This window comes from Paenirhodobacter sp. (genome assembly GCF_047600745.1).
Taxonomy (GTDB): Bacteria; Pseudomonadota; Alphaproteobacteria; order Rhodobacterales; family Rhodobacteraceae; genus Rhodobacter.
Window position 1 is genome coordinate 610,678 of sequence record NZ_JASGKI010000004.1, and the last position, 13,570, is coordinate 624,247.

General features: G+C 67.2%; 16 protein-coding genes. 4 read left to right on the plus strand and 12 right to left on the minus strand.

All coding sequences use genetic code 11. The features are described 5' to 3' along the window. Positions 1-71 precede the first annotated feature (71 nt). The 10 genes from QM789_RS11660 to QM789_RS11705 form a co-directional block, all read right to left on the minus strand. Positions 72-719 (minus strand): amino acid ABC transporter permease, encoded by a 648-nt coding sequence (locus tag QM789_RS11660; protein ID WP_420352065.1) that lies wholly within the window; start codon positions 717-719, stop codon positions 72-74. Next, positions 716-1,384 carry an amino acid ABC transporter permease gene (locus QM789_RS11665; protein ID WP_420352066.1) on the minus strand — a complete coding sequence of 223 codons (669 nt, stop codon included), beginning with the start codon at positions 1,382-1,384 and terminating at the stop codon, positions 716-718. Before QM789_RS11665 ends, QM789_RS11660 begins: the two co-directional genes overlap by 4 nt. Next, positions 1,381-2,175, minus strand: a complete 795-nt coding sequence (locus QM789_RS11670) for a transporter substrate-binding domain-containing protein (RefSeq protein ID WP_420352067.1) — start codon at positions 2,173-2,175, stop codon at positions 1,381-1,383. The genes QM789_RS11665 and QM789_RS11670 overlap by 4 nt, the downstream gene beginning before the upstream one ends. Positions 2,176-2,277: 102 nt before the next feature. Next, entirely contained in the window at positions 2,278-3,225 is a 948-nt protein-coding gene (locus tag QM789_RS11675) for an oligopeptide/dipeptide ABC transporter ATP-binding protein (RefSeq protein WP_420352068.1), read from the minus strand. Then, a complete protein-coding gene (locus QM789_RS11680; protein WP_420352069.1) occupies positions 3,222-4,193 on the minus strand; it encodes an ABC transporter ATP-binding protein in 972 nt (323 codons plus the stop codon). Before QM789_RS11680 ends, QM789_RS11675 begins: the two co-directional genes overlap by 4 nt. Then, positions 4,190-5,020, minus strand: a complete 831-nt coding sequence (locus QM789_RS11685; RefSeq protein ID WP_420352070.1) for an ABC transporter permease — start codon at positions 5,018-5,020, stop codon at positions 4,190-4,192. Before QM789_RS11685 ends, QM789_RS11680 begins: the two co-directional genes overlap by 4 nt. Further along, a complete protein-coding gene (locus tag QM789_RS11690; RefSeq protein WP_420352071.1) occupies positions 5,020-5,940 on the minus strand; it encodes an ABC transporter permease in 921 nt (306 codons plus the stop codon). Before QM789_RS11690 ends, QM789_RS11685 begins: the two co-directional genes overlap by 1 nt. A 52-nt stretch (positions 5,941-5,992) precedes the next feature. Then, positions 5,993-7,498, minus strand: a complete 1,506-nt coding sequence (locus QM789_RS11695; protein WP_420352072.1) for an ABC transporter substrate-binding protein — start codon at positions 7,496-7,498, stop codon at positions 5,993-5,995. Positions 7,499-7,505: 7 nt separating this feature from the next. Next, positions 7,506-7,964: an RraA family protein gene (locus QM789_RS11700; protein WP_420352073.1), complete on the minus strand. Its 459-nt coding sequence runs from the start codon at positions 7,962-7,964 to the stop codon at positions 7,506-7,508. After that, positions 7,945-8,160: a hypothetical protein gene (locus QM789_RS11705; RefSeq protein WP_420352074.1), complete on the minus strand. Its 216-nt coding sequence runs from the start codon at positions 8,158-8,160 to the stop codon at positions 7,945-7,947. The genes QM789_RS11700 and QM789_RS11705 overlap by 20 nt, the downstream gene beginning before the upstream one ends. Before the next feature lie 157 nt (positions 8,161-8,317). On the opposite strand from QM789_RS11705, the gene QM789_RS11710 reads away from it, so the two are divergent. Continuing rightward, positions 8,318-9,253: a LysR family transcriptional regulator gene (locus QM789_RS11710; RefSeq protein WP_420352075.1), complete on the plus strand. Its 936-nt coding sequence runs from the start codon at positions 8,318-8,320 to the stop codon at positions 9,251-9,253. Here QM789_RS11710 and QM789_RS11715 read toward each other — a convergent pair whose 3' ends face one another. After that, positions 9,254-10,495 carry a Zn-dependent hydrolase gene (locus tag QM789_RS11715; RefSeq protein ID WP_420352076.1) on the minus strand — a complete coding sequence of 414 codons (1,242 nt, stop codon included), beginning with the start codon at positions 10,493-10,495 and terminating at the stop codon, positions 9,254-9,256. It lies immediately after the preceding gene. A gap of 120 nt (positions 10,496-10,615) precedes the next feature. Further along, positions 10,616-11,254: a GntR family transcriptional regulator gene (locus QM789_RS11720; protein WP_420352077.1), complete on the minus strand. Its 639-nt coding sequence runs from the start codon at positions 11,252-11,254 to the stop codon at positions 10,616-10,618. A 99-nt stretch (positions 11,255-11,353) separates the two neighbouring features. On the opposite strand from QM789_RS11720, the gene QM789_RS11725 reads away from it, so the two are divergent. The 3 genes from QM789_RS11725 (at position 11,354) to QM789_RS11735 (ending at position 13,546) form a co-directional block, all read left to right on the plus strand. Beyond that, positions 11,354-12,019: a pyrimidine 5'-nucleotidase gene (locus QM789_RS11725; protein WP_420352078.1), complete on the plus strand. Its 666-nt coding sequence runs from the start codon at positions 11,354-11,356 to the stop codon at positions 12,017-12,019. Between the two features lie 87 nt (positions 12,020-12,106). After that, positions 12,107-12,295: a hypothetical protein gene (locus QM789_RS11730; protein ID WP_420352079.1), complete on the plus strand. Its 189-nt coding sequence runs from the start codon at positions 12,107-12,109 to the stop codon at positions 12,293-12,295. A 54-nt stretch (positions 12,296-12,349) separates the two neighbouring features. Beyond that, positions 12,350-13,546 (plus strand): UbiH/UbiF family hydroxylase, encoded by a 1,197-nt coding sequence (locus QM789_RS11735; protein ID WP_420352080.1) that lies wholly within the window; start codon positions 12,350-12,352, stop codon positions 13,544-13,546. Positions 13,547-13,570: the final 24 nt, after the last annotated feature.

Sequence of the window (13,570 nt, forward strand, 5' to 3'; positions counted from 1 at the left end):
ACCACGGTCCGTTCGGGGCGCCGTCAAGTCGGTGTCGCGCAGCCTATTGAACCGGCCATACCCCATTGAGGTCAGGCGCGGGCCTGACGGGTTTCGAGCCGTTTCGCGTAGCGGGTCAGCGGGAAGCACAGCACGAAATAGATCAGCGCGACGAGGCCGTAGACGCGGAAGGGTTGGAAGGTCGCATTGTTGAGCGCATCGGCGGTGCGGACCAGTTCCTCGAAACCGAGGATCGAGGCGAGCGCGGTGGATTTGATCAGCTGCACGAGGAACCCGACCGTCGGGCCAAGGGTGATCCGGAACGCCTGCGGCAGGATGATCAACCGCAGTTCCTGCCAGCGTTTCAGCCCGAGGCTCGCCCCCGCGTCCCATTGCCCCGAGGGCAGCGCCTCGACGCCCGAGCGCCAGATTTCGCCCAGATAGGCCGAAGCATAGAGCGTCAGCCCCACCGCCGCCGCCGACCAGGGTTCGAGCCGGATCCCGAATTGCGGCAGGCCGAAAAAGATCAGGAACAGTTGCAGCAGCAAGGGCGTGCCCTGGAACACCTCGATATAGCCCTCGGCCATGCGGCGCAGGGCCTTGCGCTTGGCGATCCGGGCGAACAGCACCGCCAGCCCGATCACCGTCCCGCCGACGAAGGCGACGACCGAGAGCAGCACCGTCCAGCGCGCCGCGAACAGCAGGTTGCGCAGCAGATCCCAGAGCGTGAATTCGATCAAGACAGCCCCGCCCCCAGATAGCGTTTCGCGCAAAGCGTCATCACCCGCCGCAGCAGGACCGACAGCACCAGATAGACCGCCGCCGCGATCAGGAAGGTCTCGAACGGGCGGAAGGTCTCGCTCTGGATCAGGTTGGCGCGCATCGTCAGTTCGCGCACCGAGATCTGCGAGGCGACCGCGCTGTCGAGCATGGTGATCACCACCTGGCTTGCCAGCGCGGGGAAGATCACCGCCAGCGCCTGCGGCAGCACGACCTTCAGGAACACCACCCGGGGCCGCAGGCCGAGCGCCTGCGCCGCCTCGCGCTGCCCCACCGGCACGGCATCCAGCCCGGCGGCAACGATTTCCGTGGCATAGGCGCCGACGTTCAGCGTCATCGCAAGGATCGCCGCGGTGATCGGATCGAGGTTGATCCCGATCCCCGGCAGCCCGAAATAGATGAAGAACAGCTGCACGATGAAGGGCGTGTTGCGGATCGCCTCGACATAGATCCCCACCACGGCGCGCAGCCAGCGGATCCGCCCCCGCCGCGCCGCCGCGCCGAGGATGCTGATCCCCAGCCCCAGCACCGTAGAGCACAGCGTCAGCCAGATCGTCATCACCGCGCCCTCCAGCAGGGCGCGGTAACCGGTTTCCAGCCAGCCGAAATCCAGCGCGTCGGTCATTCCTGAGCGGGCTTCAGGTTTTCAACCTTCAGCGGCGTCTTCAGCCATTTTTCCGACGCGGCATTCAGCGTGCCATCGGCGATCATCTTGGCGACCACTTCGGCAATCGTGGCGTTCAACGCGTCTTCGCCCTTGCGCACGGCGATATGCGAAGGCGAGGACATCAGTTGGAACTTCTCCTCGGGCTTCAGCGCCGCCTGCTTTTCCAGCACCTGCGCGCCCACGTTGTTGCCCACCGCCATCAGGTCGGTCTGGCCGGTGATGAAGGCCTGGATCACGGCGGCATAGTTCGGGAAGCGGCGGATCGTGGCCGAAGCGGGCGCGGCCGCAGTCAGCGAGGTATCCTCCAGCGTGCCCTGATGGACGGCGATGGATTTCTCCGCCATATCCGCCGGGCCTTCGGCCTTGGTCGCCGCCGGGCCGATCACCGCGATGTAATAGGGCGCATAGGGCGCGGCAAAGCCGATGGCCTTCGCGCGCTCCTCGGAATAGCCGACGCTCATCAGCATATCGACGCGCTTGTCGTTCAGCATGGCAATGCGGTTCTGGCCGTTGACCGGAACGAGCTTCACCTTCACGCCCAGCGTCTTTGCGATGTCATCGGCCACATCGACATCATAGCCGATGGTGCTCATGTCCGGCGCGACCGAGGAGAAGGGCGGGAAATCGGGGAAGATGCCGACGTTGATCACCCCGGCCGATTTGATGTCGGCCAGATCGTCGGCCTGCGCCGTCGTGAGGCTGAGCAGGACGGTCGCGGCGGCGGCAAGGCAGCGGAAGCTGAAGGTCATGATGTGTCCCTGTCGAATGGAGTTTTGTCGTTTATCCCACTGTGCGCGTTCCGTCGCAATCTGTCGCCTGCGAGATTGCGGCGGAAGCTATGGCTGCCATAATCACCCGGGCGGATGCAGGCAGCGGAACATGTGATCGCCCTGCTGTGTCGGCCCGATGGGGGCCGCCGCGCAAGTGTCGGTCGCCAGCGGGCAGCGCGGCGCGAAGCCGCAGCCGGGCCCACGGTCCAGCGGATCGGCGCTACCCTGCCCCATCGCGATTTCGGGCAGCGCGGCGCCCGGCTCGGGCGAGAGCGTCGCACCAAGCAGCGCCCGGGTGTAGGGGTGGCGGGCCCGCGCGAAGATCGGCGCGACGGGGGCTTCCTCGACCTTCTCGCCCAAATACATCACCGCAACCCGGTCGGAGAGGTGTTCGACCACGGCAAGGTTATGGCTGACGAAGATCATGGTCAGGCCGAATTCCGCGCGCAGTTCCAGCAGCAGGTTGATCACCTGCGCCTGAACCGAGACATCGAGCGCCGAGGTCGGTTCGTCGCAGATCAGCACCTTCGGCCGGGTGATCAGCGCCCGGGCGATCGCCACGCGCTGCCGCTGCCCGCCCGAAAGCTCCGCCGGATAGGCATCGGCAAGCCGCAGCGGAAAGCCCACACGGTCCAGCATCTCGCGCACCGCCGGGCCGGGATCGCGGCCTTGCAGGCGCAGCGGCTGCCCCACCAGATCGGCGATCCGCCGCATCGGGTTGAGCGAGGAATAGGGATCCTGGAACACCGGCTGGATCAGCCGCACCCGTTCGGCCAGGCCCATCGTGCGGATCTCGCGCCCGTCGAGGAAGACCTTGCCCTCGTCCGGCGCCAGAAGGCCCAGCATGATGTTGACTGCCGTGCTCTTGCCACAGCCGGATTCACCCACAAGGCCCAGCGTCTCCCCCGGCATCACCTTCAGCGACAGGTCGTTGAGCGCGGTCAGCACCGCAGGCGGGCGGAACAGGCCCTGCGCCACCCGGAACCGCTTGCCGACATGATCGAGTTCCAGCATCGGGACGGCGGTCATGACAGGGCCTCCGGGTTTTGACATTCGAACATCCGGCCCCCGGCGCGGGTCTGCAGCGGGGCGGCGGCGGCGCAAACCGGCAGGGCGCGGGCGCAGCGGTCGCGGAAGGCGCAGCCGGTGACCGCCCCGATCAGCCCCGGCACCCGGCCCGGAATCGCGGGCAGCGGCGTGCCGCGCGGGGTGCGCCCGGGCACCGGGATCGCCGCCATCAACCCGGCGGTATAGGGATGCGCCGGAGCGCGAAAGATGGCCGCAGCGGGGCCTTCCTCGACGATCCGGCCGGCATACATCACCGCCACCCGGTCGGCGATGGCAGCGACGACGCCAAGGTCATGGGTGATCAGCAAAAGCCCCAGCCCCAGATCGCGCTGCAACCCCGCCAGAAGCGTCAGGATCTGCGCCTGGATGGTGACGTCGAGCGCCGTCGTCGGCTCATCCGCGATCAGGAATTTCGGATTGCTCATCAGCGCCATGGCGATCATCAGCCGCTGCCGCTGCCCGCCCGAGAACTGATGCGGATACTGCCCCAGCCGCTGCCCCGCCCGCGCGATGCCGACCCGTTCGAGCAGGTCGATGGCGCGGGCCTCCGCCACCCGGCGCGAAAGGCCCTCGGTGCGGATCACGCCTTCGGTCAACTGCCGCCCCACCGTCAGCGTCGGGTTGAGCGAGGTCATCGGATCCTGAAAGATCATCGACAGCCCCCTGCCCCGCAGCGCGTTCCAGGCCCGCGGCTTCTGCCCGGCCATGTCCTGCCCCAGCAGGCCGAAACGGTCCGCCGTGGTGCGCGCGATCTTCGGGCCGAGGCCTATCAGCGTCATCGCGGTGAGCGACTTGCCGCAGCCGGATTCGCCCACGAGGCACAGCGTCTCCCCCGCCGCGAGCGTCAGATCCACCCCGCGCACGGCGTTCAGATCGCCCCGCGCGGTCGGGATGGTGATGCGCAGGTTGCGCAGATCGAGCAGGGTCATTTCAGCCGCCCTCCGGTGATGTCGCGCAGCCCGTCGCCCAGCAGGTTCACCGCCAGCACCAGCACGCACAGCGCCGCGCCGGGCAGCGCGATCAGCCAGGGGTCGAACAGGATGTTGTCCCGCCCCTCCGAAATCATCAGCCCCCAGGACGGCGTGGGCGCCCGCACCCCCAGCCCGAGGAAGGACAGCGCCGCCTCCAGCAAGATCACGTTCGCCACCTCCAGCGTCAGCACGACGATGAGCGAGGAACGCATGTTGGGCAGGATTTCGAGGAACAGGATCCGTGCCTGACCGGCCCCGATCGCGCGCAGGCCCTTGATGAAATCGCGCGAGCGCAGCGACTGCGCCGCCGCCCGCGACACCACCGCGAACCTGTCCCACAGCAGCAGCCCCAGCACGGTGATCAGCGTCGTCAGAGACGCCCCCGCAAAGGCCACCGCCGCCAGCGCCACCAGAACGATGGGCAGCGACAGCCGCGTGGTGATCAGAAAGCTGATCGCCATATCCGCCAGCCCGCCGAAATAACCCGCGATCAAGCCGAGCGAAACCCCGATCACCGCCGAAACCGCCACCACCCCGAACCCGACGCCGAGCGAGATCCGCGCGCCATAGATCAGCCGCGACAGGTAGTCCCGGCCCAGATGGTCGGTGCCGAGCCAATGCGCCGGATCCGTCCCCGGCATCCAGAACGGCGGCAGCACGCGCCGCGTCAGATCCTGCGCATAGGGGTCATGTGGCGCGATCAACGGCGCCAGCAGCGCGACCAGCGCGATCAGCACCACCACCCCGCCACCGGCGATCAGCGCACCCCTTCCCCGAACCGCCATCAGCGTGCCCCCCGGATGCGCGGATCGAGCCACGCGTTGACGAGATCACCCGCCGTCGTCAGCACGACATAGACGAGCGACAGGATCAGGATGATCGCCTGCACCACCGGCAGATCCGCGCGCAGCAGCAACTCCCAGGCCAGACGGCCAAGGCCGTTCAGGGCAAAGACGCTCTCGATCACGATCGAGCCCGACAGCAGCACCCCCAGCTGCACCGCCGCCAGCGACACCAGCGGCAGGATCGCATTGCGCAGCGCATGCCCGGTGATCACCTGCCACATCGGCAGCCCCTTCGCCTGCGCCGTGCGGATGTAATCGGTGCCCAGAACGTCGATCATGCCGGATCGGGTGATCCGCATCATCGCCGGCATCGCCGAATAGGCCAGCACCACCACCGGCAGGATATAGCCCTGCCAGACATCCGTGCCCGAGGTCGGCACCAGCCCATACCAGACGCCGAAGACCACGATCGCCATCAGCCCGAGCCAGAAGCTCGGCACAGCCTGCCCGGTCACGGCGAGCAGAAGCGCCAGCCGGTCGATGATCCCGTTCGGCTTCAGCGCCGCCAGAATACCCAGGGGCAGCGCCACCAACAGCGCCAGCACGAAGGACAGCACGCCCAGCCACATCGTCACCGGCAGGCGCGCGGCGATGATCTCGGTCACCGGCATGTTGAAATAGATACTCTGGCCGAAATCGCCGCGCAGCACGCGCAGAACCCAGTCCAGATATTGCACCAGGAAGGGCCGGTCGAAGCCATAGGCGATGCGGATCGCCGCGGCGTCCTGTGCCGACCCGCCCGACCCCGCGATGGCCACCGCCGGATCGCCGACGGCGAACATCAGCCCGAAGCTGAGCAGCGACACCGCGATGCAGACGCACAGCGCCACCACCAGACGGCGCAGCAGATAGACGAACATGGGAACCTCCTTGCGGCGGGGGGCACGGCGGCCCCCCGGGCTGGGACAGCGGTCACTTCCAGGACGATTGCCAGAACCGGGCGAATTCGTCGGGATAGGGCGTGAAGCTCAGATCCTTCGACAGGCCGTAGTTGACGTTGAAGCTATACATCGGCACGACCCATGCCTGATCGGCGATCCTGTTCAGCGCCTTGGCGTAATCGGCCTTGCGCAGGTCCGGGTCGGTCGCGGTATCGGCCTCGGTCAACCAGCCGGTCACCTCGGCATCCTGCACCAGGTCATCCGCACCCCCGCCGAAGAAATTCGACAACAGGAAGGCCACGTCGCCCACCCCATAGCTGCCCCAGTTCGAGAAGAAGGCCGGTGCCTGCTTGTCGCGCCAGCGGGTGACACCGGCGGCATATTGCAACTCGTCCAGCTGCACGGTGATGCCGACCTTCGCCAGATCGGCGGCGATCGCCTCGGCCACCGGGCGGGGCATGGCGGCGAAGGTCATCGGCAGCGACAGGCCGTCCTTGTAGCCCGCCTCGGCCAGCAGGGCCCTGGCCTTTTCCGGGTCGTAGCCGTATTGCGCGACATCATCGGTACAGCCGAACTGCGCCGGGTTGCAGAACGCCCTGAGCGTTTCCGAGGCGCCGCCCGCGAAGGCACGGGTGATCGCCTCGCGGTTGATCGCATGGGCCACCGCCTGACGCACGCGGACATCCTTGAGCGGCGAGTCCCCGGTGGGCGCGAGGTTGATGAACGAAATCCGCATGATCGGCGCCGAAATCACCTGCACCCGGGATTGCAGCTTTGCCGCCTGATCCGGCGGGATGCGCCACATCCAGTCGAGCTTGCCCGACATCAGTTCCGCATATTGGGTGTTCAGCTCGGGCATGGTGCGCACGACGATCCTGCCGATGGTCGCGCCCGCCTTCGGGCTTTCGGGATAGATGCCGTCGAACCGTTCCAGCACATAGCGCACGCCGGGATCCTGTTCGACCAGCTTGTAGGGGCCGGTCCCCACCGGCGCCTTCGCCATGCCCGCCGAACCGCCCTGCGCGAAATACTCATGCGGATAGATCGGCAGCGACCCGGCCAGCATCTCCATCGCGCCCGCGAAGGGCTTCGCCATATGGATGCGGACGGTGTAATCGTCGACCTTCTCGACCGACTTAATCCAGTCGACCGAGATCGCGTAGCGCGCGCCGTATTCCGGCTTGATCACCGTGTTCAGCGTGCCCACAACGTCATCCGCGGTGAAAGCCGCGCCGTTGTGGAAGGTCACGCCCTTGCGCAGGATGAATTCCATCGTCAGCGGATCGGGCTGGCTCCAGCTTTCGGCCAGCAGGCCCTTGAAGGTGCCGCTGTCCATGTCCTTGTAGACCAGCCCGTCATAGACGTGACGCGCGAGGATCAGCCCCTCGCGCCCGGCGATCTTGTAGGTGTCGAGGGGCTCCGGCTCCAGCGCGAAGGCCACGTTCAGCGTATCGCTCGCCTTGTCGGCCAGGGCGGGAACGGCCAGCATCGTCGCGGCCGCTCCGGAAAGCAGGATCTGCTTCAGGGAAAGGGTCATGGTCACCTCACTGTTGTCGGAAGTTCAGGTTCAGAAAGCGGCGCCGCGTCCCGTCGTCTTCGGGCTTCGTCTGGGCGTTGATCGCCTTCAGCGTCTCCCCCGCCTGCAACCGGCGGAGGATGTCGATTTCATCTTGCTGCATCTTCAGCGCGATGGCCGCGTTCTCGGCCACGGTCTCGGGGTCCAGCACGACCACCCCGCTTTCATCCGCAAGGATGATGTCGCCGCGCCCCACCATCGAGCCGCCGCAGGTGACGGTGCCACCGACATGGCCCGACATCTGCCGGTTGCGCGTGGTGATCGGCGAGCGTCCCCGGCACCAGACCGGCAGGCCGAGCGCGAGCAGCGCCGACAGGTCGGTGACGAAGCCGTCGATCACCACCCCGGCGACGCCACGGGCATGGGCGGCCTGCGCCGTCACCGCGCCGAAGCAGGCATGGCGCAGGTCACCGCAGCGGTCGATCACGATCACCTCGCCCGGCTCGGCGACCGAGAAGCGCCTCGACCAGCGCCGACCCGTCGAGCCCGGGCAGCCGCACGGTCAGCGCCGGGCCCCAGATCCGCGTGCCCGGGATCAGCGCCTGGATCGCGGGCGACATGAACCCGGTGGTCAGGAAATGGCCGAGCGTGGCGGTTTCGATCTGGGAAAGGTCGGGGATCATGGCGGCTCCGGTGCGGGAAGGTGTCCAACGGTAAGGGCGGAAGCGCCGTGGACATAGCGGCAAACGCCCGCCCCCTTGATCCGAAGGATAGCCAGCGCCTATGTTTGGAGCTTTCCAAACCGTGCTAGGAACGGGCCGGACCCAACGAGACTCACCCATGCCCCAGCGTCCCGACCTGTCAGAGCTGAACTGGAACCTGCTGCGCAGTTTCTGTGTCATCGCCGAGGAAAAGGGCCTGACGCGGGCGGCGAAGCGGCTCAACATGAGCCAGCCCTCGGTGAGCCTCGCGCTGCAAAAGCTGGAGGACCAGCTGGGGTGCCAGCTGATCTTTCGCGGCAGCCGGCATTTCGCGCTGACCTCGCGCGGCGAGAAGATCTATCAGGAATGCGCCGAGATGTTCCGCGCGGTCGACCGCATCGGCGTGCTGACCGAGGACCGCAACGACGAGGAATTCGGCGAATTGCGGCTGAGCATCATCAGCCAGTTGCACTCCCCCCTGATCGACGAGGCGATCCGGCTGTATCATCAGCGCCACCCCTCGGTCACCTGGCGGATCGAGGTGCAGAATTCCGCCGAAACGGTGCGCCGCATCACCCATGAAAAGGCCGGGATCGGCATCTGCCTGCTGATCAAGCCGCTGATCAACCTGAACTGCCGCCATCTGTTCCGCGAGGAATTCGGTATCTTCTGCGGCGCCGAACATCCGCTTTACGGCCGCACCGATGTCACCACCCGCGATTTGCAACAGGAAGCCTTCGTCGCCTTCACCTGCGCGACCGAGGGGATGGGGCTCGAACCGATGATCATCCTGCGCGAGGGGCTGAACCTCGGCAACCGGATCTGCGGGTCGAGCCACGATCTGGAGGAGGTGCGGCGGATGATCGTCACCGGGCTGGGCATCGGCATCCTGCCCCTGATGGCGGTGTCGGACGAGGCGGCGGCGGGGCGGCTGTGGCGGCTGTCGCTGACGGATGAACCGCTCGGGGCGGATGTCTTCCTCGTCAGCAGTTCCGAGGTGCAACCCACGCCGCCGGAACAGAAATTCATCGACCTGATCGAAGAACTCCTGTCCCTTTATCCCGGCATGATCTAGTCAGCGATCCGCGCGGGCGACGGCGGCATGCAGCAGCATGTTCAGCCCGGCGCGGAAATCCTCCGGATCGCAGCTTTCGTTGTTGTTGTGGGTGATCCCGCCCTTGCAGGGGGTAAAGATCATTGCGGTCGGGTAGCGCATCGCCATGTGATAGGCGTCATGCCCGGCCTGGGCCTGAATGTCGCGCCAGTTCCAGCCCTGCCGCACCGCCTCGGCCCGGACCAGCGCCACCATGTCGGGGTCGAAGATATCGCCGCCCCAGGCCCATTCGTCCTCGACCGTGACCGTGCAGCCCGCCTTCGCCCCCGCCTCATGCGCGGCGCGGCGCATCTTTTCCGCCATCACCTTCGCAGTGATCAGGTCGGGGTGGCGCACATCGGCCACGCATTGCGCGGTTTCCGACAGGATCCCCGGCTTGTTCGGCCAGGCGGCGAGGCGCGAACCGGTGGCCTTGCCGTCCATCACCGCGAAATCCCAGCCGATATCGTCCACCGCTGTCAGGAACCGCGCCCCGGCGATCAGCGCATTGTGGCGCAGGTCCATCGGCGTCGGGCCGGTATGGGCGGTTTCGCCGTCGAAACGCACGCGCATGCCAAAGCTGGGATAGCCGCCGGTAACCACGCCGACCTGACGCTTTTCGGCATCGAGGATCGGACCCTGTTCGATGTGCAGCTCGAAATAGCCATCGACGTCGAAGCCGCAGGGCATGGTCCCGCGGTAGCCGATCCGCGCCAGTTCATCACCGAACCGCGCGCCGTCATCCGCAATCAGGTCATGCGCCCATTCCGTGGTGTAGCGCCCGACGAACACGCCCGAAGCCACCATCGGCGGCGAAAACCGCGCGCCCTCTTCGTTCGTCCAGTCGACGACGATGATCGGCCGTTTCGTGACATGGCCAAGGTCGTTCAGCGTGCGGATCACCTCCAGCCCGGCCAGAACCCCCGCGATGCCGTCGAACCGGCCGCCGTTGATCTGCGTGTCCAGATGCGAGCCGATCACCACCGGCGGCAGGCTCGGGTCGCTGCCCTCGCGGCGGCCGAAGATGGACCCCATCTCATCGACCATGACGCTCAGCCCCGCCGCCTTGCACCAGTCCACGAACTGATCGCGCATCTCGCGGTCGCTGTCGGTCAGGGTCAGGCGCGCAAGGCCGTTCTCGCGCCCCTGGCCGATCTCGGCGGAACGCGCGATGGTCGACCAGAACCGACCGAGATCAACGCGGGAATCGGGGGAAAAGCTCATGGGAACCTCATGCTGTATCCGGCGGAGGTCAGGCTCCGCGTCGCGCCGGATTGAACCAGCCGCGCGCCGCGAACTCAAATAGGCCCAGACTATGTTTGCGATCCGGGTTTGCGATCCCGATCAGAACAGCGTCTTGCCACCCTGCGCGGCATCGAGCTTCAGCCGCGTCTCGAACGCCTTCGAGATATGCGTGCGCAGCGCGGTGGAGGCGGCCTGTTCGTCGCCCTCGCGAATCGCATCGACAATCGCCTGATGCTCGCGCAGCGCGGCATCGCTGCGGCCCTCTGCGGCGAGCGATGTGGTCGCCAGCAGCGCCATCGAGCGATGCACCAGATCGAGTTGCTGCACCAGATAGCGGTTGTGCGAGGCGAGATGGATCTGCCTGTGGAACTGCTTGTTCGAGCGCGACAGCGACAGCGCATCGCCATGGCAGGTCCAGTCCTGATCCACCATGTCCTGCAACACGCGGACCTCTTCGGGCGCCGCATGTTTCGCCGCCAGCGCCGCCGCCAGCGCCTCCAGCTCCGCGCGCACGACATAAAGCTCCGCCAGCTGGTTGTGGTCGAGCGAGGCGACGATCAGGCTGCGACCGTCGCGCGCGAGCATGCTTTGCGTCTCCAGCCGCTGCAACGCCTCGCGCACCGGGGTACGCGACACGCCGAACCGCTCCGCCAGTTCCGATTCCACCAGCCGGTCGCCCGGGCGGTAAACTCCGGAATCAATCGCCTCGACGATCATCGCATAGGCATCTTTCTGCATTACCGTTCCCTGCCGTTGAACTGCGGAACTTAGGAGCGCGGCGCCCCCCTGACAAGCCTTGCGGTTGCGCCCCGTTCCGCGAAGGGCTAGGGTCGCGCCATGCGCACCATCCCCTCGCCCGCCCCGGACTTCGCCCATGTCGAGGACTGGGTTTTCGATCTCGACAACACGCTTTACCCGCCGCAGATGCGCCTGTTCGACCAGATCGAGGTGCGGATGACCGATTACGTCATGCGCGCGCTCGGCGTCGGGCGGACGGAGGCCGACCGGCTGCGCGATCACTATTGGCAGCTTTACGGCACCACGCTGGCGGGGCTGATGCACGAACACGGGCTGGAACCCGAGGCCTATCTGGCCGATGTGCATGACATTTCCTTTGCGCCGCTGTCGCCGGACCCGGCGCTGCGCACCGCGATCGGGGCCCTGCCCGGCCGCCGCATCGTTTATACCAACGGTTCCGCCCCCTATGCCGAAAGGGTGCTTGAGGCGCGGGGCCTGAGCGGACTGTTCGACGGGATCTTCGGCGTCGAACACGCGAATTACGAACCCAAGCCCAAGGCCCGCGCCTTCGAGACCGTCTTTGCCAAGGCCGGGATCCGGCGCGACCGCGCCGCGATGTTCGAGGATGATCCGCGCAATCTGGCCGTGCCGCATGCGATGGGGCTGCGCACCGTCCATGTCGCGCCCAAACGGGTGGACCTGCCCCATATCGGCCACCACACCGACGATCTTGCCCAATTCCTGACCAGCTTGCGCACGAAATAGTGGCGCGACCTTTCGCCGCCCCGTGGGGGGAGTAGGCAGAACGCCGCCGCCGCGCTATGAAGACCCATCTGCCAGAGGGAAAGCCCCATGACCACCGATAGCCACGCCGCCGTTCCCAACCAGCATGCCGGCTTCATGTATCTTGTCGCGGTTCTGGTGATCGCGCTTCTGGCGGGGTCGATCGTGTTTGCCGGGCTCGGCGGGCTGATCCTGTTCGGCGTCGGCGCGACCTGGCTGATCCTCGCGCTGCTCGTCATCATGACGGCGGGCGGCTGATCGCTCTGGGCCTTCGGCGTGCCACCGGATAAAGTGGCCTGAGCGGAGGATGCCATGAGCCAGCAAACCGATATTCTTGTTTCCGGTGGCGGTGTCGCGGGGCTGATTGCCACGGCGGCCTTTGCCAGCGCGGGTTTCACCACGATCTGCGTCGATCCCACGCCCCCCGTTACCTCCGAGGGGGCGGCGGGGGCGGATATGCGCTCGACCGCATTCTTGCAGCCGTCCCGCATCGTTCTGGAACGCGCCGGGCTGTGGGAGCGGCTGGCCCCCTTTGCCGCGCCGCTCAAGGTGATGCGCATCATCGACGCGGGCGGGGCCGAACCCGTCGCCCGGCTGAGCCGTGATTTCAACGCGGGTGAACTGTCCGACGCGCCCTTCGGCTGGAACTTCCCGAACTGGCTCTTGCGGCGGGAGATGGTTGCGCGGCTGGCCGACCTGCCGCTCGCCGATTTCCGCCCGGGTGTGGCGGTCTCCGGGCTGGTCACGCGGCTGACAGGGGCGGAGGTCACGCTGTCAGACGGCTCGCGTATCCATGCGCGGCTGGTCGTGGCGGCGGATGGGCGCGACTCCTTCGTGCGCCGCGCGGTGGGCATTCCGGTGCGGACCACGCGTTATGGTCAAAAGGCGCTGGCCTTCGCGGTGACCCACCCGATTCCGCACGACAATGTTTCGACCGAGATCCACCGCTCCGGCGGGCCGTTCACCTTCGTGCCGCTGCCCGACCGGGAGGGGGTGCCCTCCTCCGCCGTGGTCTGGATGGAGCGCGGCGCCGAGGCCGAGCGCCTGGCCGCGCTGCCGGTGCCCGAGTTCGAGGCGGCGATGACCGAGCGTTCCACCGGGCTGCTGGGACCGCTGCGGCTGGCCACGCGCCGCGCGCTCTGGCCGATGATCACGCAGATCGCGGGCCGGTTCAGCGCCGAGCGCACCGCCCTGATCGCCGAGGCCGCGCATGTCATCCCGCCGATCGGGGCACAGGGGCTGAATATGTCGCTGGCCGATCTGCGCTGCCTGCTCGACCTGTGCGAGAAGGACCCCGTGCATCTGGGCGAACCGGCGATGCTCGACGCCTATCACCGCCGCCGCTGGCCCGAGGTCAAGGCACGCGAGATCGGCATCGACCTGCTCAACCGCGCCTCGATGGTCGGGGCGCCGCCGCTGCGCGACCTGCGCGCCGGGGTGCTGGGCGTGCTTTACGGCATGGCGCCGGTGCGGCGCGCACTGATGCGGGCCGGGCTCGGGATGCGCTGACCGCGCCCACTCGTTCTGCCGTCA

What these genes read in the sequence shown, in the direction of transcription:
- QM789_RS11670 (WP_420352067.1), bottom strand. Translation starts at nt 2,175, where the DNA reads ATGACCTTCAGCTTCCGCTGCCTTGCCGCCGCCGCGACCGTCCTGCTC.
- QM789_RS11705 (WP_420352074.1), bottom strand. Translation starts at nt 8,160, where the DNA reads ATGATCCCCGACCTTTCCCAGATCGAAACCGCCACGCTCGGCCATTTC.
- QM789_RS11735 (WP_420352080.1), top strand. Translation starts at nt 12,350, where the DNA reads ATGAGCCAGCAAACCGATATTCTTGTTTCCGGTGGCGGTGTCGCGGGG.
- QM789_RS11695 (WP_420352072.1), bottom strand. Translation starts at nt 7,498, where the DNA reads ATGACCCTTTCCCTGAAGCAGATCCTGCTTTCCGGAGCGGCCGCGACG.
- QM789_RS11715 (WP_420352076.1), bottom strand. Translation starts at nt 10,495, where the DNA reads ATGAGCTTTTCCCCCGATTCCCGCGTTGATCTCGGTCGGTTCTGGTCG.
- QM789_RS11675 (WP_420352068.1), bottom strand. Translation starts at nt 3,225, where the DNA reads ATGACCGCCGTCCCGATGCTGGAACTCGATCATGTCGGCAAGCGGTTC.
- QM789_RS11685 (WP_420352070.1), bottom strand. Translation starts at nt 5,020, where the DNA reads ATGGCGGTTCGGGGAAGGGGTGCGCTGATCGCCGGTGGCGGGGTGGTG.
- QM789_RS11710 (WP_420352075.1), top strand. Translation starts at nt 8,318, where the DNA reads ATGCCCCAGCGTCCCGACCTGTCAGAGCTGAACTGGAACCTGCTGCGC.
- QM789_RS11730 (WP_420352079.1), top strand. Translation starts at nt 12,107, where the DNA reads ATGACCACCGATAGCCACGCCGCCGTTCCCAACCAGCATGCCGGCTTC.
- QM789_RS11690 (WP_420352071.1), bottom strand. Translation starts at nt 5,940, where the DNA reads ATGTTCGTCTATCTGCTGCGCCGTCTGGTGGTGGCGCTGTGCGTCTGC.
- QM789_RS11720 (WP_420352077.1), bottom strand. Translation starts at nt 11,254, where the DNA reads ATGCAGAAAGATGCCTATGCGATGATCGTCGAGGCGATTGATTCCGGA.
- QM789_RS11725 (WP_420352078.1), top strand. Translation starts at nt 11,354, where the DNA reads ATGCGCACCATCCCCTCGCCCGCCCCGGACTTCGCCCATGTCGAGGAC.
- QM789_RS11665 (WP_420352066.1), bottom strand. Translation starts at nt 1,384, where the DNA reads ATGACCGACGCGCTGGATTTCGGCTGGCTGGAAACCGGTTACCGCGCC.
- QM789_RS11680 (WP_420352069.1), bottom strand. Translation starts at nt 4,193, where the DNA reads ATGACCCTGCTCGATCTGCGCAACCTGCGCATCACCATCCCGACCGCG.